This window comes from Mesorhizobium sp. C268A (assembly GCF_040324475.1).
In the GTDB taxonomy this organism is placed as follows: domain Bacteria; phylum Pseudomonadota; class Alphaproteobacteria; order Rhizobiales; family Rhizobiaceae; genus Mesorhizobium.
On the sequence record NZ_JAMYVX010000001.1, the window covers coordinates 1,275,865 to 1,294,931 of the forward strand.

The following is a 19,067-nucleotide window of genomic DNA, read 5'->3' on the forward strand; positions in this document are numbered from 1 at the left end:
TCTCGTGATCGTGCTGCGATCATACCGGCTTTCGCTCTCAGTCCCAGCCTATCCTAGTGCATCGCAACATACGTTCAATCGATTTAGACCAGCATGCCGCCAGTTCCCCTGCGGCAATTTATCCGTCGAGCGGATCAGGCAGCAAGTGCAGCCTCCGGCGGAACCTTCGCTCCCGTCATGAAGGCGACGGCGTCGGACATGGTATATTGCTTGGGATCGATGACGCAGAGGCGGCGACCCAGCCGATGGATATGGATGCGGTCGGCAACCTCGAAGACATGCGGCATGTTGTGCGAGATCAGCACGATCGGCAGGCCTCGCTTCTTGACGTCGAGGATCAGTTCCAGCACGCGGCGGCTCTCCTTGACGCCGAGTGCCGCGGTCGGCTCATCCATGATCACCACACGGCTGCCGAAAGCGGCGGCGCGCGCCACCGCCACGCCCTGACGCTGGCCACCCGACAGCGTTTCCACCGCCTGGCTGATGTTCTGGATGGTCATCAGCCCAAGCTCGGTCAGCTTGTCGCGGGCGCGCTTTTCCATTGCGGGCCGGTCGAGCATACGAAGCCAGTCGCCGAGGAAGCCGGGTTTGCGGATCTCGCGGCCGAGGAACATGTTGTCGGCGATCGACAGAGCCGGCGACAAAGCCAGGTTTTGGTAGACCGTCTCGATGCCCGCCTCGCGCGCCTCCATGGGCGATTTGAAAGCGACAGCTTTGCCTTCAAGACGGATCTCGCCTTCGTCGGGCACGGCGGCGCCGGAAATCGCCTTGATCAGCGATGATTTGCCGGCGCCATTGTCTCCGATGACGGCCAGGATTTCGCCTGGGTAGAGGTCGAAGTCGGCATTATCGAGGGCGGTGACGCGGCCATAGCGCTTGATCAGGCCACGCGCGGTGAGGATGGGTTCCACGGTCATGCCGAAACCTTTCTGATCCATTGGTCGATCGCCACGGCGCCGATGATCAGCACACCGGTGAGCAGCACCTTCCATTGCGGATCGGCGCCCAGCATGTTGAGGCCCATCGAGACGACGCCGACGATCATCGCGCCGAAAAGCGTGCCCAGAATTGAGCCGCGCCCGCCGAACAGTGAAATGCCGCCGATCACCGTCGCGGTGATCGCCTGCAGGTTGTAGTCGGTGACGGCGGCTGACGGCGAGATCGAGCCGTTGCGGCCGATGGAAACCCAGGCAGCGAAAGCGGCGATCAACCCGGCAAGGGTGTAGACCGTCATCAACACTTTCTTGGTCTGGATACCAGACAGCTTCGCCGCCTCCTGATCATCGCCAACGGCGTAGACATGGCGGCCCCAGGCGGTGTGATTGAGCACGTACCAGAGGATCAAAACGAGCACGACCGTGGCGATGACGCCCAGTGTCAGCACCGCCGTGCCGATCTTGAAACTCAGGGCAAAGAGATGCAGCAGCGGCGCCTGGGCGTCGACGTCGGTATCGCGGATCGTCTCGTTGGCCGAATAGATGAAGTTGGTCGCCATGACGATGTTCCAGGTGCCGAGCGTGACGATGAACGGCGGCAGCTTCATGTAGGCGACCAGCAAACCGTTAAGCAGGCCGCAGGCTGCGCCGGCGGCAAGCCCGATGGGCACTGCGAGCACGGCCGGCATGCCGTAGCTGACCGCGCAATTGCCCATGATCACGGCCGAAATCACCATGATCACGCCGATCGACAGGTCGATGCCGGCGGTCAGGATGACCAGTGTCTGCGCGGCACCGAGGATGCCGACGATGGCGATCTGCTGCAGGATCAGCGTCAGCGTATAGGATGAGAAGAAACGCCCGCCAATGGCGATGCCGAAAATTACGATCGACAGGACCAGCACAATCAGCGGCACCGCCGCCGGCGTGGAGTGCAGGAAATGCTGGATGCGCTTGACGGCCGATTTGTGCTCGTCAAAGGCGGCAACGCTTGTGTCGCTGCTCGAGAGAACCTTCTCGAATTCCTGTGCTTGAGCCATGTTTCCTCCCCTGGGCTTCAGCTCCATGCCGATACCCGCTCGCGCCTGTCCGGTCTGCTGCCGGGATTATTCGCGTGACGCATCGTCCACCCGAAGCGGCCGGGGATCAAGCCCCCGGCCGTCAGCTTGTCGCTGGCTGTCAGACAGCCATCAGCCCCAGCACTTGGCGAGGCCTTCCTTGGTGTCGATCGACTTCACGCCATTGGCCGGCTTGTCGGTGACGAGGTTGACGCCGGTGTCGAAGAAGTTCTTGCCTTCGGTCGGCTTCGGCTTGGCGCCGTCCTTGGCGAAGGCGGCGATCGCCTCGATGCCGAGTGCCGCCATCTGCAGCGGGTATTGCTGCGAGGTGGCGCCAATGACGCCTTCGGTCACCGACTTCACGCCGGGGCAGCCGCCATCGACCGAGACGATCAGCACCTGGCTTTCGAGACCGACCGCCTTGAGCGCCTGGTAGGCGCCGACAGCGGCGGGCTCGTTGATGGTGTGGATGACGGTGATGGAGTTGTCCTTCTGCAGAAGGTTTTCCATCGCCTTGCGGCCGCCTTCTTCATTGCCGTTGGTGACGTCGTGGCCGACGATGCGGGCATCGTCCTCATCGCCGATCTTGTTGGGATCCTTCACGTCGATGCCGAAGCCCATCATGAAGCCCTGGTCGCGCAGCACATCCACGGTCGGCTGTGAGGGGGTCAGGTCGAGGAAGCCGATCTTGGCGTCCTTGGCCTTGTCGCCGAGGGTCGCGGCTGCCCAGGCGCCGATCAGCTTGCCGGCTTCCAGATTGTCCGTCGCGAAGGTCGCGTCGGCGGCATCGATCGGGTCCAGCGGGGTATCGAGCGCGATCACCAGCAGGCCGGCGTCACGCGCCTTCTTCACCGTCGGCACAATGCCCTTGGTGTCGGACGCGGTGATCAGGATGCCCTTGGCGCCGTCGGCGATGCAGCTTTCGATCGCCGCCACCTGGCTCTCGCTATCGCCGTCGATCTTGCCGGCATAGGTCTTGAGGTCGACGCCAAGTTCCTTGGCCTTGGCGGTCGCGCCCTCCTTCATCTTGACGAAGAAGGGGTTGGTGTCGGTCTTGGTGATCAGGCAGGCGCCGACGCCGGCGGCCGATGCTGTCGAAGCAAACGCCATCAGGCCGAGGCCCGCCGCGGCGAACACGGTGGACTTCAATAAAGCTTTGGTCACGATCTTCCTCCCATGGAACCATGCGGATGCCGCCAACCGGCATCTCGAGCGCATCCACTGAAGTTCTCCCAGTGTGGACGCGCCCTCAAATGACACCAGCGGGAGCCGCCTGTCAATAATTAAATCACTCTTATTTATTATTGACAGCTTTGCGCGGTTCACTCATTCTGCCGCAAAAGCAGTAAGAATAAACCAAGGGAAGGAACAAGGGTGGAGACCGGCATTGCGAGGCACGGTTCGCCCGAGGCGGCCGCCAGCCGTCTCCACCGTGGCACCAACCAGAGCGGCATGCGCGACCACAATGAGCGGCTGGTGCTGTCGTTGGTTCGCCAGCATGGCAGCTTGGCCAAATCAGACATTGCGCGCATGACCGGGCTTTCAGCGCAGACCGTCTCGGTCATCATGCGCGAACTGGAGGAAGACAGCCTGCTGCTGCGCCAGGCGCCGTTGCGCGGCAAGATCGGCCAGCCCTCCATCCCGATGGCGCTGAACCCCGAAGGCGCCTTCTTCATCGGCCTCAAGATCGGCCGCCGCAGCGCCGAACTGGTGCTGATCGATTTCCTCGGAACTGTGCGTTCCATGCTGCAGCACTCCTACCGCTATCCGGCGCCGCGCGAGACGGTTGAGTTCGTCACCGAAGGCATGAAGACGATGCGCGCCGAACTGACACCTGCGCAGGACAAGCGCATTGCCGGGCTCGGCATCGCCATGCCGTTCGAACTGTGGAACTGGGCCGACACCGCCGGCGCGCCGCGCGACATCATGGACGAATGGCGCCATCGCGACATCCGTGCCGACATCCAGGCGCAGTGCGAATTCCCGGTCTATCTGCAGAATGACGCCACCTCCGCCTGCGGCGCCGAACTGGTGTTCGGCCAGACCGGCGGGGCGCGCGACTTCGTCTATTTCTATATCGGCGCCTTTGCCGGCGGCGGCATCGTGCTCAACGGCCGGCTGTTCGGCGGGCCAACCGGAAATGCCGGGGCGCTGGGTTCGATGCCGGTGCCGGGACCAGACGGCAAGCCGACGCAGCTCATCGACGTCGCCTCGATCGCCATGCTGGAAAAGGCGCTTAACGCACGCGGCATTGACGGCTCCTATCTCTGGACCTCGCCGCAGGAATGGGGCGAGATCGGCGCCGATCTGGACGACTGGATTGCCACCGCCTCGCAGGCGCTTGCCTACGCCATTGTCGCGGCGTCCTCGGTGATCGATTTCGAGGCCGCGGTGATCGACGGCTGGATGCCGCTCGCTGTCCGGCGCCGGCTCGTCGATGCGATCAGGCAGGCGATCGGTACGATCGATGGCGAAGGGCTGAAGCTTCCGGTGGTGCGCGAAGGCACCGTCGGCATCCATGCCCGCGCGCTGGGCGGCGCCAGCCTGCCGCTGTCCGAACGCTTCCTCATCGGTTCGACCACGATTTCCAGGAGCATCTGAATGCTGATCGGTATTCCGTCGCTGCTCGGTCCGGAGCTTCTGGCGACATTGCGCGCCATGGGCCATGGCGACGAGATCGCGCTCGTCGACGGCAACTATCCGGCGGAAGAACAGGCAAACCGGCTGATCCGCGCCGACGGTCTTCACCTCATACCGGTGCTTGACGCCATTTTGAGCGTGCTGCCGGTGGACGACTTCGTGCCGGAAGCGCTGTTTCGTGCCTCGGTAAAAGGCGATCCCTCGGTCGCCGATCCGGTCCACCATGAAATCGAAACGATCTGCACCAGGCGCGCGCCGGGCCGCAAGGTGGTTGCGCTGGCGGGCGCCGACTTCTATGCACGCGTCCGGTCGGCATATGCGATCGTCGGGACCAGCGAACCCCGGCTCTACGCCAACATCATCATCCGCAAGGGCGTGATCTATCCGCCGGAGAACAAGAAATCATGATCCTCTGCTGCGGCGAAGCCCTGATCGACATGCTGCCGCGCACCACGACACAGGGCGAGCCGGCCTTTGCGCCCTATGTCGGCGGCGCGGTGTTCAACACGGCGATCGCGCTTGGCCGCCTCGGCGCGCCCGCCGGCTTCTTTTCCGGCCTGTCGTCGGATCTGTTCGGCGGCCAGTTCCGCGAGGCGCTCGGCGCAAGCAAGGTCAGCTCCACCTATGCGCACACCTCCCCTCGCCCGACCACGCTCGCCTTCGTGCGGCTCACCAACGGCCAGGCGACCTACACTTTCTACGACGAAAACACCGCCGGGCGCATGCTGACGACAGAGGATCTGCCGAAACTGGGCGCCGAGATCGAAGCCATGCTGTTTGGCGCCATCAGCCTGATTTCGGACCCGGCGGGTGCTGCCTACGAAGAATTCATGAAACGCGAGCACGAACGCCGCGTCATGATGCTCGACCCCAACATCCGGCCGAACTTCATCCCCGACAAAGCCAAGCACCTCCGGCGCATCCGCTCGATGATGGCGATGGCCGACATCGTGAAGCTATCGGATGAAGATCTGCACTGGTTCGGCGAGGCCGGCTCGCATGAGGACGTCATCCGCAACTGGCTGGATCGCGGCCCGAAGCTGATCGTCGTTACCCACGGCAGCGAAGGTGCCGTCGGCTACAGCAGGGAACACAAGGTCACGGTGATGCCGCATAAGGTGGAGGTGGTCGACACGGTCGGCGCCGGCGACACTTTCAATGCCGGCATTCTGGCCTCGCTGCACGAGCAAGGCCTGCTCACCAAGGCCGGGATCGGCGGCCTTTCGGAGGACGCCATCCGTCAGGCGCTGGCGCTCGGCGCCAAAGCGGCGGCGGTGACCGTGTCGCGGGCCGGCGCCAACCCGCCCTGGCGGCACGAAATCGCCTGATCCACGCTTAGTCCGCCGCCAGCCGCTGCAAGCAGCCGATCACTTTATGTTTCCGCGAGCCGGAAAGACGCACTGAATTGGCCGGATTAATAGGCGGCGAAGCCCGGATTTCCGGCATCTTGCGGCAATGCAGGGAAAGCCTGAAGTAACAGGCTGCGACACCTAGACAACCCGTCCCGCGGCCGGTCCGGCTTTCTAGACCGGCCCAACTCTGGTACCAGCGGCCCGGTTAAGTTGTTGTTTCTGTGCGTGTCATTGTCCCCGGGGCAGCCCGCACCACACCGTTTTTGAGGCCGACATGCAGTTCATCGATCTTGGCGCGCAGCGCGAACGTATCCGCGACCGGCTGAAGGCCGCGATCGACAATGTCGTCGAGGAAGGCCGCTATATCCTCGGACCGCAAGTCACCGAATTCGAAAACAAGCTCGCAGCCTATATCGGCACCAAGCATGTCGTGGCCTGCGCCAACGGCACCGACGCTCTGCTGTTGCCGCTGTTTGCCGCCGGTATCGGCCCCGGCGACGCGGTGTTCGTGCCGAGCTTCACCTTTGCCGCGACGGCGGAAGTGGTGGCGCTTGCCAAGGCCGAACCGGTTTTCGTCGATGTCGACGCCGAGACCTACAACATCGACATCGCCAGCCTCGAGGCGGCGATCGCCATGATCAAGAAGGAAGGCCGGCTGAAGCCGAAGGCGATTGTTCCCGTCGACCTGTTCGGGCTTGCCGCCGACTACGAGGCGATCATGGCGATTGCCAAGCGCGAAGGGCTGCTGGTGATCGAGGATGCGGCGCAGTCGATCGGCGGTTCGGCCGACGGCACAATGTGCGGCGCCTTCGGCCATGTCGGCTCGACCAGCTTCTATCCGGCCAAGCCGCTGGGCTGCTACGGCGATGGCGGCGCGATGTTCACCAATGACGACGCGCTGGCCGACCAGCTGCGCTCGTTTGCGTTCCACGGTAAGGGCGAGACGCAGTATGACAATGTCCGCGTCGGCATCAATTCACGCCTCGACACGATCCAGGCGGCGATCCTGATCGAGAAACTCGCCATCCTCGAAGACGAGATGGTCGCCCGCCAGGTGGTGGCCAAGCGCTACGCCGAAGGTCTCGGCGACATCGTCAAGACGTCACGCAATCTGGGCGGTGGCCGCTCGGCCTGGGCGCAATACGCCGTCGAGACGCCGAAGCGCGACGGGTTGAGGGCGCATCTCGGCGAAAAGGGCATCCCTTCGGTGATCTATTATGTGAAGCCGCTGCACGAGCAGGTCGCCTATCGCGACTATCCGCGCACGCCGACCGGGCTTGCGGTTTCGGAGGAACTGCCGAAGCGCATCCTGTGCCTGCCGATGCATCCCTATCTCAGCGAAGCCGACCAGGACCGCATCATCGAGACGATCCGCAACTACATTGGCTCGAACTCGGCGCATGTAGCGGCGGCGTAAGTTACGCCGCGTCCGCCGCCTTCCCGCTCGCAATAAAATGCGGGTTGGCGAAATCCTCGTCGTCGCTCTGTTTGCGCTTGCCATAGGTGAGCGGCTCGCCGTCCAGCGTGCGCGTCATGCCGCCGGCGGCGCGCAGTACGGCGTCGCCGGCCGCCGTGTCCCATTCCATGGTGCGGCCGAAGCGCGGATAGATGTCGGCTTCGGCTGCGGCGAGCAGGCAGAATTTCAGCGATGAGCCGACCGAGACGATCTCGGCGGCGCCGAGATCCTTGATGAAGGCTTCGGTCTCCGGGGTGTTGTGCGAGCGGCTGGCAACGACCGCCAGCGGCGTGACCGCCCTCCTGACCGAAATCCGCCGGCGGCCGACGATACGGAAGTCGCCATCGACCTCGATTGCTTCGGCCCAGCCCGGCCGTCCAGAGAAGAACCGCCCGCTGCACGGTGCGAAGACGACGCCGATCTCCGGCACGCCGTGCCGGACAAGCGCGATGTTGACGGTGAAATCGGTCCGGCGGTTGACGAATTCCTTCGTTCCATCGAGCGGATCGATCAGGAAGAAGGCGCCATCCAGATCGGGCGGCACAATGCCTTCGGCGACCTCTTCCTCGGCCACGCAGGGAATATCGGGATAGGCCGCACGCAGGCCGGCGAGGATGATCGTCTCGCTCTCGCGGTCGGCTTCCGTGACCGGCGAGGAGTCCGACTTGCTGTCGACCGCGCAGCCGGCCTTGAAGACCCGCATCACCTCGCGTCCGGCTTCGAGCGCCAGGCGCTCGAACACGTCGAGCATCACTTCGTCGTCAGATGCCGCCGCCGCTGTCATATTGGTCTTCGGCAATGTCGCGCTCATTCAGCCAGTGTTCCAGAGCCTCTACCATCTCCTCGGCCGTCTTGCCGAGTGTCTTGAGATGGATTTCGGGATTTTCGGGAGCTTCATACGGGGAATCGACGCCGGTGAAGTTCTTGATCTCGCCATTCAGCGCCCGTGCGTAAAGGCCTTTCGGGTCGCGTCGGGCGCATTCCTCGAACGGCGTATCGACGAACACTTCGACGAACTCGCCGTCGGCCATCAACTCCCTGGCCATGCGCCGCTCGGCGCTGAAGGGGGAAATGAAGGAGACGATGACGATCAGCCCGGCATCGGCCATCAGCTTTGCCACTTCGGCGACACGGCGGATGTTTTCGACCCGATCGGCGTCGGTGAAGCCGAGATCGCGGTTGAGGCCGTGGCGGACATTGTCGCCGTCGAGAATGTAGGTGTGACGCCCCGAAGCGAACAGCTTCTTCTCAAGCAGATTGGCGATGGTCGACTTGCCCGAGCCGGAAAGACCGGTGAACCAGAATACGGCGGGGCGCTGGCTCTTGAGGTCGGAGCGGCCGCGCTTGCCGACATCGAGCGACTGCCAATGGATGTTTTCGGCGCGGCGCAAGGAATGCAGGATCATGCCGGCGCCGACCGTGGCATTGGTGATGCGGTCGATCAGGATGAAGGCGCCGGTATCGCGGTTGTCGGCGAAGGTGTCGAAGGCGATCGGCGCCCGAGTCGAGATATTGCAGATGCCGACTTCGTTCATCTCGAGCGACTTCGCCGCCTCGCGAGCGAAGTCGTTGACGTTGACGCGGTATTTCAGGTCGGTGACGGTGGCGCTGGTCTGGTCGGTCTCGGTGCGCAGTATATAGGAGCGTCCCGGCAGCAGCGCTGCCTCGTCGAACCAGACGATGTTGGCGGCGAACTGGTCGGCGACCTGCGGCCGTGCCGCCGGCGACACCAGCATGTTGCCTCTGGAGACCTCGACCTCGTCATCGAGCACAAGGGTGATGGCCTGGCCGGCCACCGCCTGGGCAAGATCGCCGCCTTGCGCGACGATGCGCTTGACCCGCGAGGCCTTGCCGGATTTGGCGACCACCACCTCGTCGCCCTGCGCGACGGAGCCGGACGCGATGGTGCCGGCAAAGCCGCGGAAGTCGAGATTGGGCCGGTTGACATACTGCACCGGAAACCGGAACGGCAGTTCGACCGCGGCCTCGTCGACCGATATGGTTTCGAGATGCTCGATCAGCGACGGGCCGGAATACCACGCCGTCTTGCCGGAGCGGCTGGTGACATTGTCGCCATAGCGGGCCGACATCGGGATCGGCACGATCGTCTGGAAGCCGAGCTCGTGCGAGAACTGCCGGTAATCCTCGACGATACGGTCGAACACCGCCTGGTCGAAATCGACGAGGTCGATCTTGTTGACGGCAAGCACGATATGGCGGATGCCGAGCAGCGAAGCGATGATCGAGTGGCGCCGGGTCTGGCGCAGCACACCCTGGCGCGCATCGATCAGCACGATGGCGAGATCGGCAGTCGATGCGCCGGTCGCCATGTTGCGGGTGTACTGTTCATGGCCGGGGGTGTCGGCGACGATGAACTTGCGCTTGGGCGTGGCGAAGAAGCGGTAGGCGACGTCGATGGTGATGCCTTGCTCGCGCTCGGCCTCGAGGCCGTCGACCAGAAGCGCGAAGTCGATGTCGTCGCCAGTGGTGCCGTGCTTGCGGGAATCGCGCTCGAGTGCGGCGAGCTGGTCCTCGAAGATCTGCTTTGTGTCGGACAGAAGACGGCCGATCAGCGTCGACTTGCCGTCGTCGACCGAGCCGCAGGTGAGGAAGCGCAGCAGCGACTTCTTCTCCTGCGCCGCCATGTATTCGCGCACGCCGTCGGTCGGGGCGAGGCTCTTGGCCAGGATATGGCGCATGCTCAGAAATACCCCTCGCGCTTCTTCTTTTCCATCGAGCCGGCTTCATCGCGGTCGATGAGGCGGCCCTGGCGCTCGGAGGTGCGCGCCGTCAGCATCTCGCCGACGATGGCTTCGAGCGTGTCGGCGTCGGATTCGATGGCGCCGGTCAGCGGATAACAGCCAAGCGTGCGGAAACGCACCATGCGGCTCTCCACCGTCTCACCGGGGCGCAATTGCATGCGATCGTCATCCTTCATGATCAGCATGCCGTCGCGTTCGACCACCGGCCGCTCCTTGGCGAAATAGAGCGGCACGATCGGGATGTTTTCCTGCAGAATGTACTGCCAGATATCGAGCTCGGTCCAATTCGACAGCGGAAACACGCGGATCGATTCGCCCGGCGCGATGCGGGTGTTGAAGATCTTCCACATCTCCGGCCGCTGGTTCTTCGGGTCCCAGACATGCTGGGCGTTGCGGAAGGAAAAGATGCGCTCCTTGGCGCGCGACTTCTCCTCGTCGCGCCGCGCCCCGCCGAAGGCAGCGTCAAAGCCGTATTTGTCGAGCGCCTGGCGCAACGCCACCGTCTTCATCACATGGGTGTGGGTGTTCGAGCCATGGTCAAAGGGGTTGATACCGTCGCGCACGCCGTCTTCATTGACGTGGACCAGCAGGTCGAAGCCGAGCTTCTGCGCCATCTGGTCGCGAAAGGCGATCATCTCGCGGAACTTCCAGGTGGTGTCGACATGCAGGAAGGGGAAAGGCGGCTTGGCCGGATAGAAGGCCTTCATCGCCAGATGCATCAGCACGGAGGAATCCTTGCCGACGGAATAGAGCATCACCGGCTTGGAGAAGGAGGCCGCAACCTCACGGAAGATGTGGATGGACTCGGCCTCGAGCCGCTGCAGATGCGTAAGCGCGATGTTCATGGACTGTGAGCGTTCTCTCGTGCAATCCAGACCTTGCATCAGATGGATCGGGCGTCCTTTTCAGCCGCCCGGTTCAAGCTTCACTGCTGGACACTATCGGTTCGTGCCGGCGTTCTAGCAGATCGCCACCTGATATAACAACGCTGGAAAGGGCGGCGGCCACACCGATCGGCAACGAATTTTCCATGAAAAGCCCAGAATCCGGAAATTCCTGCCCGACGGAGCGATAGCCTTCAAAGGCCGGGAAAAATCTTGCCTGGACCGAAAGAAACGCCGGCCCGACCTCGTCGCACTTTCGAAAACCGCACCCAGCCGCTATACCGGCTCCTGAACCTGCGCCGGGCGGCATGCCGCAAATGCCGCGCCAAACATTGTCCGTCGCCACGCGACCCAGCGCATTGTGAACCAGAGCATTGACCCCGATCTCCGCCATCAAGCAGCACGTTTCGCCGTCACGGATCAACATCACCTTCTCCATTCTGTGCTTCTTTTTCCCGCCGGTGCTGGGATCGGCGGTCAGCTTTTTATTCAATGGTGGCGGCCTGTGGTCGGTGCTTCTGCTTGCGTTGAAAAGACGGCGTTTCAACATTGACCGGCCGATGACCGCGATGACGGTGGCCATCTATGCCTATTGTGCAGCAAGCGTGCTCGCCTCCATCGTCAACAATTCGATCGCCAGGGATGCGCCGCATCTGGCAGGGCTGATCACCTTCCTGTTTTTCCCTGTCTCATACGCGACCTGGAGCATTACCGAGAAAACCACGCTGACGCGCATCGTCGTGCTGGCGAGCGCCGCCGCCTGTTTTGGCGCCGTGCTGCTGGCGGTCGTGCAATATTACTGGCTGGGCATACGGGCCGAAGGCGGCGCCGGCAATCCGATCGTGTTCGCGACCGTCGCCTGCCTCAGCATGATGATGTGCCTGACAGGCGCCTTATCGGGTGTCGAAAAGAACAGGGCTTTGCTGGCCTGCGCGACACTGGCCGGCGCGGTCGCCATTGTCTATTCGGGATCGCGGATCATCTGGCTGGCGATGCTGGTGGCCGGCATCGCGGTCCTGCTGATCAACCGTCGCAAGCTCAACAACAGAAACGCCATTCGGCTTTTGCTGATCGCGGGCGCGATCGGCATCGTCATCGCTGTCATCGGTCTCCCCATCATTTCCGAGCGCGCGGCCTTCCTGTTCAGCGATTGGGATGGGCTCGCCACGAAGGGCGACCACACGACCGCGCTCGGCTTGCGCGCAGCACTTTGGCAGATTGGGCTGAGCGCCTTCCACGACATGCCGATTTTCGGTCACGGCATTGGTGCAAGCCGCGAGCTGATAAAGGATGGATTCCACAATCAGTTCCACATGCCGTCGACGGGATTCAGCCATTTTCACAACGGCTTCCTGACCGCATTGGTGGAGGCCGGCCTGCTTGGAGCCGTAACGCTCGCGGCTGTGTTCGTCGTTGCCGCGAGAAACGCGGCCATCGTGCTGCGCACCAGCACGGACGCGATCGAGCGGTTCGGCGCCACGATGATTGTCGTCACCGTGATCACCTATCTCATCAGCGGCCTGACCGGCATCCTGGTCGGCCACGACATCCTCGATGCCACACTGATGGTGTTTCTGGTGTCCGGGACATATCTTGCATCGGGCCGGCAACAAATGCTGCCGGAACAACCGGCCCCGGCGCCCCAGGCAAGCCGGCCGTGAAAGTGCTGGTCACAGGCGCGACGGGTTTCATCGGCAGGCAGGTGGTCAATCAGCTTCGCGAAGCCGGGTTCGAGGTGCGCATGGCATCGCGCCATCCGGAACGGCTCGATCCCGTGAGCGATGCGGTTTTGTTGCCGGACTTCGAGGCGCCGGCCCAGGCATTCCAGGCGCTGATGCGAGATGTCACCCATGTCGTCCACTGTGCGGCGCTCAACAATGACCGCAAGGCGAGCGAAGCCGACTTCATGGCCGTCAACGCGACACTGACCGCACAGCTGGCGCGCGCGGCCGCCTCGCGGACAAGCGGGCGCTTCATCTATCTGTCGTCGATCCGGGCAGTAGCCGGTCCCGGTTTCAGCGGAACGATCAGCGAGGCGACGCTCCCTGCCCCACAATGCGCCTACGGGCGCTCGAAACGCGAAGGCGAGATCAAGACACTGGAAGCCTATGCGTCCAGGCCCTCCGATGCCACGGCGCTGCGCCTGCCGCCGGTCTATGGCGAAGGCATGAAGGGAAACCTGCGTGAAATGATGCGGGCTGCCGCCATTGCCTTACCATTGCCCTTAGGCGCTTTCACCGCAGTTCGTTCGCTGATATCGCGCGACGCGGTGGCTGGCGCCGTGGCGCATCTTTTGACTCGTCCCACGCCACCGCGCCCGACCTATGTCCTGGGCGATGCTTCCCCCGTTGCGATGTTCGAAATCTTGACTGCATTCAGGCACGGATACGACGTTCCGACCCGGCTCGTTCCTGTGCCGGCCTGGCCATTCAGGATGTTCGCCACACTGCTTGGCAGAAAAGCAGCGTACGACGCTTCCATGGCGACACAGATTTGCGACCCGTCACTGCTGATCTCGGAAGGCTGGATGCCGGAAACCGACACGCTCGGCCGGATTGAGGAACTTGCACGACAGGCCCGTCAGGTCCGGTAGATTGTGCCAAGCAGGATTTTGACGTCGAGTCCGATCGAGGCTCCCCTGAGATATTCGGCATCCGTTTCGGCGCAGAGTTTCGGATCCGACATGTCGATGCCTTTCATCTGTGCCAGCCCGGTAATGCCCGGAAGTGCGGCAAGCACACCCAATTGCCTGCGGCGTTCGATCAATTCGGTTTGCGTGGGCAGGCATGGACGCGGCCCAACCAGGCTCATCTCGCCCTTGAGCACGTTCCAGAGCTGCGGCAGCTCGTCGATCTTGAATTTCCGCAGCACCTTGCCGACGGCAGTGACGGAAATTGCCGGCGCCTGATGCGAGGGCAGAGACGGCGTTCCCACAACCATCGTGCGCAGCTTGTGGCAGGCAAACGGCACCCCGTGCTGGCCGACACGGGTTTGAGAGAAGAGTGCCGGTCCAGGCGACGTCGTCCTGATTGCCAGCATGGCAAGCAGGACGAAAGGCGAGGCCAGTGGCAGCAGCAGCGCCGCCACCGCCAGGTCGAAAGCTCGCTTGGGTCCCTTCATGGCCGTGTCTGCATGCTCTAGATCCGCCGCCAGATGAACGCCAGATAGAGCCCAAGCGTCCCAGCCAGCGTCTGCCGGTAGACGCCGCTTTTCCTGAGAAGGTGCAGGCGTCGCAGGATACCGCCCTTTCGTGCCCTGATGAACAGGCCGAGACAGGCGGCGGCATCCCTCGAGAGGATGTCGCGATTGACCGCCAGGCCGCTCAGATTGTGATCGGTCCAGACGGCGAACTCGCCCCTGAACAGGCGCCCCAGCCGCGACAGCCTCGCCTTCCACGACACGTTGGCGCCGACCAAGTTTGCCTCATGCTGGCGGTAGCGCACCAGCGGTCGCGGGTCATAGCGGACAATGCCGCCGGCAGCCGTGACGATCAGATAGGTCCACCAGTCATGGCTGACGAACTCGGTCCTTGCCGATGCCTTTGCCAGCAACTTTCGCGCGGCGCGGTTGATCATCATCGTGTTGCCGCCGGCAATGCTTTGCACAAGCGCATTGCGAAATGCGGGTGGATGCTGGAACAGCGGCGAATACCCTTGCGCTGCTCCGGTTTCGGACATGGTTGCGGTTCTGGAGCAAAACAGCAGCGGCGTTCCGGCGTCGTGCCCTTGCATCCAGGCAATGGCGCTCTCCAGCCTGTCCGGCTCCCAGATGTCGTCCTGGTCGCAGAAGGCGTAGTAGTCGGCCTCGATGCGCGGATCGATGATCATCGCGCGGAAATTGGCGGCAAAGCCTTGGCGAGGACCATTCGACAGGGTCAACCGGCCCTTGGACCAGCGGCTCTGCCAGGCGCCGATAATGGCCGAAGTGCCGTCTGTCGAACCGTCGTCGGAAACCCAGAGGTCGACAACAGGATGCGATTGCGCAGCCAGCGACGCGAGCTGCTCGTCAAGGAAAGCCGCGCCATCTTTGGTGCCCAGCAGCACGGCCACGCGCTGATCTTGTCTGCTCACTGGTTCAAAATCATCTGCAAACGCCTGGGAACGGCCATCGGATCGGTTTCAATAGCCAATCCCGGTCGATCAGGACAGGCTCTTTGTTTTGACGCAATCCCGGACTGAAAACCGCTCCACACTTTTCCTGGAATTGCTCTAACCAGCTTGCCCGACTGTTTTCGCAACGGTTTCCCGGCGTGCGTCACTTGGAGGCTCTTCCGCCTGATAGAGGCCGGCCATGACGGCGAGCGCCGAGGCCTTGTCCTGATCGCGCATGGCCGCCTGCAGCAATGTCAGCGCCGCCTGGACCTTGGGCCATCCCACGACATCGGTCCTGAGGCCGAAGATCTTGGGGATATCCAGCGCGACGATCTCCTCATTGCCGCCATGCAGCACCTCGTGAAGCTTCTCGCCCGGCCTGATCCCGGTGAAACGGATCGGAATGTCGGTGTAGGGGCTTTTGCCGGCCATGCGGATCATGGTTTCAGCGACTTCGAGGATCGGCACCGGCTTGCCCATGTCGAGCATGTAGATGGCGTAGTCGTCCTTGCCCTGGCGCCGCTCGGCGTCGGCCGCCGACATGATGACGAGGTCGACGGCTTCGGCCACCGTCATGAAGTAGCGGGTCATGCGGCGATCGGTGATGGTGACCGGACCGCCGGCCTCGATCTGCGCCTGGAAGATGGTGGCGACCGAGCCATTGGAGCCGAAGACATTGCCGAACCGCACGGCGATGAACTTGGTGCCGGAGCGACGGCCGCTGGGCCCGGTGGCGTGCGTTTCGTGCAGCGAAGAGACGATCTGCTCGGCGGCGCGTTTCGTCATACCGAGCACCGAGGTCGGATCGACCGCCTTATCGCTGGAAATCAGCAGGAACTGCGGCACCCCGCATTTGGCGGCAACCTCGGCGCAGACGAGGGTGCCCAAAATGTTGGTCTGGATCGCCGATTCCCAATTTTCCTCGAGCAGCGGCACATGTTTGAGCGCGGCGGCATGGAAGATGATGTCGGGCTTGAAATCGCTGACGACGCGGGTGATCTGGCGCCGGTCTGTGACATCGACGATGCGGCTCTTGAGCCGGACATGGTCCTTTTCGTCAACCTGCTGGTCGAGCTGGAAAATACCGAACTCCGAGATATCGGCGACCAGAACCGCCTCGGCGCCAAGTTCCAGCGACCGCTTGACCAGGATGCGACCGATTGAGCCGGCGCCGCCGGTGACCAGGACGCGCTTGCCACCGATAAAGCCGCCGATCCGCTCCATATCGGAAGCAACTGTGGAGCGGCGCAGGATGGTTTCCATCTCGACAGCGTCGAGTACCAGCTTTCCGCCTTGGCCGAGCTCCGAAACGCCGGAGAATTGGACAACGGCGATACCGCTGTGACGGGCGACACGGACCAGTTCCGAATATTCCTCGATCTCGCGTTCGGTGCCATTGCCGAAAATCAGCATGTCGAGGCTTTTGGTGCCTCTTGCATATTCTTCGAGGACCTCGACCAGGCGGGGCCGCACGGCCACCACCGGAACGCCCTGTATCTGCGTGCCCAACGGCGCGCCGTTCTCGATGGCCATGATGCCGGCGATGGAATATTCGGCCGGCTCGGCCGTGCGTGTGAAGCGGATGATGACGTCTGCTTCGCCAAGCCTGCCGACGAACAGCGCTTGTTTGATCGCCGCATTGTTTGCGTTGCGGCTCAGGATTCGCCAGCTCGCCCCGTCGCGCAGGAAGCGGTAATAGAGCCGAGGCGCCGATATGATGGTGAAGGAGACGAGGAAAAAGACGATGAACTGGCGCTCGTTGAGGCCGGTCACCGGCTGAAACGATCGAACCGCCAGCGAGACGACATAGAGCGTGACGGTCAGGATGGCGCAGCTCTTCAGGATGTTGAAGAAGTCCGGCGTGGAGGCGAAACGCCACACGGTGTTGTAGAGGCCGCAATAGCGAAACAGCATATGGCTGAGAAAAACAATACTTGCCCAGCACGCCAGGCCGGCCGTGGAGAGCGCGTCGAATGAAAGTCTCGACTGAGAAAGCCCCAGACTCAGCGCCACCGCGACCAGGACCATGACCAGATCCTGGATCATTATAATGGCGCGCCGCATCTTCGGCCGAAGTCCGGACACGACCTCTACATAGGATGTCATTGGGTAGTACTGAACTCCAGGCGCAAGGACTTGGACACTAACGTAGTGCGAGGGCGAATATCATTCGTCACCGACCACCTGTTTAGAGTGCCAATCCCCATCCCCCGCTGCCCGTATCGCATAGCGCGGAGTCACGGTCATCGCCAGATATTTTTTTGGCGACGCGGCCGATTGGTGAATCGGGTGCTCAAAGAGGCACTCTTTTCGAGGGTGGTCCTGCCGAAGCGATGGGCGCTCCAGCCACATTACGGCGAGACGAAAAGGTTGGAAGAGGCCTGGGGTCAGATTCACTGGTTCGCTCACAGCCTCCTAGTGATTGTTTGCACTGGCCGGCTGACTGCGTGGTAGCAGCCACTGACAGAGGCCCGTTGCAAGATATTCGACGCAGTCTACATAGTAACAATCTCTGGTTGAGAGAAATTCGCACACCGTCACGGTGATAAATGCCATGATGCATTTTTCATTGAACAGAGGTTCATTGATCTGGTAATGGACGTAGCGACTCGTCGGTTTTTCTGATGCTACCCGCCTGGGTATTCGCATAGAAATAACGATATTTTTCGTTCTACCGTGATAATTTATATTGGTATGATGCTCTTGATGGGACAACTCTCTCGATCGACCGCGTTAGATGGCCTTCGAGGCTGGGCTGCCTGCGTTGTGATATTGCATCACACCATTGGATGGATGAATCCCAATCTACTTCGAGATGTGTATCCCGCCACTTTCTTCGAAGCCACCTCTGCCCGCTGGGTATATGCTAAAATTGTCATGACGCTCCTAAGCGGCGAGAGCGCCGTCATCCTCTTTTTCGTCTTGAGCGGGCTCGTCTTGGGAAGGTCGCTGGGAAGGTCATTTGCAAGTTCTCCGGCGTGGGAGACGGTAATTTCATTTCCGGTAAAAAGACTTCTGCGCATCTACCCGAGTAATATCTCGTGCCTGTGGTGGTCTGCCGGAATATTAATTGTTCTTTCCTCCGTGCGCCCTTCCTTGTTTGGCGTATTCGATCTGAATGACGTAATATCAAACTCATTGCTGACGAACACAAACCTGCAGGGCGCAATTTGGACATTGCAAGTTGAGATACTTGCCATAATCCCGCTTACGATATCAGCTTTTATATCTCATCTATACGGAACTAAGTGGGGTATAGTTTTCATTATTACGATTTCCATTGCAGCTCACTTTATTCCAACCTCGACGCATGGATTTATGACCCTATTCTCTTTAATATATATTGCTTTTGGCTACGCCGTAAATTCTAAGGTCGGTGAATTAACAGGTCGTATTTCAAATATATATTTAGCCATGATAGTATTTCTTTTCCTGCCTACGTTCCTTGCAGAACAATGGGTTGGTCGCTCTTTCGTCCAAGGGTTTTTGGGCTTCATCTTTGTTTCTGCCTTATATCATGGAGGTGCCAGCAGCTTGAAAAGCTTCCTATCCTCCCCCACATCCCAATTCTTTGGCCGGATAAGCTTCAGCTTATATTTATGGAACGTCATTATTCTTAGAATATCTATGGCTTTGTACTCATCTATTTACGCCGAACCAGGCATTCACATGCTATCAAAAGGCATCATATTTGGTTTAATAGTTATTTTAATCTCATTGCCGATTTCTGCATGCGCTGAGAAATACATCGAGCGACCATCAATCGCTTTAGGTACTCGGCTTTCTAGCTGGATTGTTGGCCTTCTCAGGCGGGCAGGCTACGTCAATCCCGTCCCCATCGTCGTCACAATAGACAACGCATTAGAAACTCACGGTGCAGTGACGTAAG

Annotated in this window: 17 protein-coding genes; 7 read left to right on the top strand and 10 right to left on the bottom strand. The window is 61.5% G+C overall.

Annotation, left to right across the window (positions count from 1 at the left end; all coding sequences use genetic code 11):
• Nucleotides 1-134: 134 nt before the first annotated feature.
• From NKL06_RS06470 to NKL06_RS06480, 3 genes are all read right to left on the bottom strand, one after another.
• Nucleotides 135-917 (bottom strand): ATP-binding cassette domain-containing protein, encoded by a 783-nt coding sequence (locus NKL06_RS06470; RefSeq protein WP_023670726.1) that lies wholly within the window; start codon nucleotides 915-917, stop codon nucleotides 135-137.
• Nucleotides 914-1,975 (bottom strand): ABC transporter permease, encoded by a 1,062-nt coding sequence (locus tag NKL06_RS06475; RefSeq protein ID WP_023670725.1) that lies wholly within the window; start codon nucleotides 1,973-1,975, stop codon nucleotides 914-916. Before NKL06_RS06475 ends, NKL06_RS06470 begins: the two co-directional genes overlap by 4 nt.
• Before the next feature lie 150 nt (nucleotides 1,976-2,125).
• Nucleotides 2,126-3,103, bottom strand: coding sequence for a sugar ABC transporter substrate-binding protein (locus NKL06_RS06480; RefSeq protein WP_081725578.1), 978 nt, complete (start codon nucleotides 3,101-3,103; stop codon nucleotides 2,126-2,128).
• Nucleotides 3,104-3,367: 264 nt separating this feature from the next.
• Between NKL06_RS06480 and NKL06_RS06485 the strand changes: the two genes are divergently transcribed.
• From NKL06_RS06485 to NKL06_RS06500, 4 genes are all read left to right on the top strand, one after another.
• Nucleotides 3,368-4,594 (top strand): ROK family transcriptional regulator, encoded by a 1,227-nt coding sequence (locus tag NKL06_RS06485; RefSeq protein ID WP_023692756.1) that lies wholly within the window; start codon nucleotides 3,368-3,370, stop codon nucleotides 4,592-4,594.
• Nucleotides 4,595-5,041 carry an RbsD/FucU family protein gene (locus NKL06_RS06490; protein WP_023684581.1) on the top strand — a complete coding sequence of 149 codons (447 nt, stop codon included), beginning with the start codon at nucleotides 4,595-4,597 and terminating at the stop codon, nucleotides 5,039-5,041.
• Nucleotides 5,038-5,961, top strand: coding sequence for a carbohydrate kinase family protein (locus tag NKL06_RS06495; RefSeq protein ID WP_023684582.1), 924 nt, complete (start codon nucleotides 5,038-5,040; stop codon nucleotides 5,959-5,961). Before NKL06_RS06490 ends, NKL06_RS06495 begins: the two co-directional genes overlap by 4 nt.
• A 298-nt stretch (nucleotides 5,962-6,259) precedes the next feature.
• Nucleotides 6,260-7,402, top strand: coding sequence for a DegT/DnrJ/EryC1/StrS family aminotransferase (locus tag NKL06_RS06500; RefSeq protein WP_023692755.1), 1,143 nt, complete (start codon nucleotides 6,260-6,262; stop codon nucleotides 7,400-7,402).
• Nucleotide 7,403: 1 nt separating this feature from the next.
• Here NKL06_RS06500 and cysQ read toward each other — a convergent pair whose 3' ends face one another.
• The 4 genes from cysQ to NKL06_RS06520 all read right to left on the bottom strand — a co-directional run bounded on the left by cysQ (nucleotide 7,404) and on the right by NKL06_RS06520 (nucleotide 11,670).
• The gene (cysQ, locus tag NKL06_RS06505) at nucleotides 7,404-8,192 is read right to left on the bottom strand and encodes a 3'(2'),5'-bisphosphate nucleotidase CysQ (RefSeq protein WP_031196090.1); all 789 of its coding nucleotides are present in this window, start codon (nucleotides 8,190-8,192) and stop codon (nucleotides 7,404-7,406) included.
• A gap of 10 nt (nucleotides 8,193-8,202) precedes the next feature.
• Nucleotides 8,203-10,140, bottom strand: a complete 1,938-nt coding sequence (gene cysN, locus NKL06_RS06510; RefSeq protein ID WP_023670718.1) for a sulfate adenylyltransferase subunit CysN — start codon at nucleotides 10,138-10,140, stop codon at nucleotides 8,203-8,205.
• 2 nt (nucleotides 10,141-10,142) lie between these two features.
• Nucleotides 10,143-11,048, bottom strand: a complete 906-nt coding sequence (gene cysD, locus NKL06_RS06515; RefSeq protein ID WP_023692754.1) for a sulfate adenylyltransferase subunit CysD — start codon at nucleotides 11,046-11,048, stop codon at nucleotides 10,143-10,145.
• A 73-nt stretch (nucleotides 11,049-11,121) separates the two neighbouring features.
• Complete coding sequence (locus tag NKL06_RS06520; protein ID WP_245260541.1) at nucleotides 11,122-11,670, bottom strand: hypothetical protein; 549 nt, start codon at nucleotides 11,668-11,670, stop codon at nucleotides 11,122-11,124.
• On the opposite strand from NKL06_RS06520, the gene NKL06_RS06525 reads away from it, so the two are divergent.
• Both NKL06_RS06525 and NKL06_RS06530 read left to right on the top strand, forming a co-directional pair.
• Complete coding sequence (locus NKL06_RS06525) at nucleotides 11,648-12,748, top strand: O-antigen ligase family protein (protein ID WP_245260540.1); 1,101 nt, start codon at nucleotides 11,648-11,650, stop codon at nucleotides 12,746-12,748. The two genes, NKL06_RS06520 and NKL06_RS06525, sit on opposite strands and share 23 nt — an antisense overlap.
• The gene (locus NKL06_RS06530; RefSeq protein ID WP_023692751.1) at nucleotides 12,745-13,680 is read left to right on the top strand and encodes an NAD-dependent epimerase/dehydratase family protein; all 936 of its coding nucleotides are present in this window, start codon (nucleotides 12,745-12,747) and stop codon (nucleotides 13,678-13,680) included. The genes NKL06_RS06525 and NKL06_RS06530 overlap by 4 nt, the downstream gene beginning before the upstream one ends.
• On the opposite strand, the gene NKL06_RS06535 is transcribed toward NKL06_RS06530, so the two are convergent.
• From NKL06_RS06535 to NKL06_RS06545, 3 genes are all read right to left on the bottom strand, one after another.
• Entirely contained in the window at nucleotides 13,668-14,207 is a 540-nt protein-coding gene (locus NKL06_RS06535; RefSeq protein WP_023692750.1) for a sugar transferase, read from the bottom strand. The genes NKL06_RS06530 and NKL06_RS06535 overlap by 13 nt on opposite strands.
• Nucleotides 14,208-14,224: 17 nt before the next feature.
• On the bottom strand, nucleotides 14,225-15,157 hold the full coding sequence (locus NKL06_RS06540; RefSeq protein ID WP_023692749.1) for a glycosyltransferase family 2 protein: 933 nt from the start codon (nucleotides 15,155-15,157) through the stop codon (nucleotides 14,225-14,227).
• Nucleotides 15,158-15,295: 138 nt separating this feature from the next.
• A complete protein-coding gene (locus tag NKL06_RS06545) occupies nucleotides 15,296-17,284 on the bottom strand; it encodes a nucleoside-diphosphate sugar epimerase/dehydratase (protein WP_031197947.1) in 1,989 nt (662 codons plus the stop codon).
• Between the two features lie 600 nt (nucleotides 17,285-17,884).
• Here NKL06_RS06545 and NKL06_RS06550 point away from each other — a divergent pair.
• Complete coding sequence (locus NKL06_RS06550; RefSeq protein WP_196814131.1) at nucleotides 17,885-19,066, top strand: acyltransferase family protein; 1,182 nt, start codon at nucleotides 17,885-17,887, stop codon at nucleotides 19,064-19,066.
• Nucleotide 19,067: the final 1 nt, after the last annotated feature.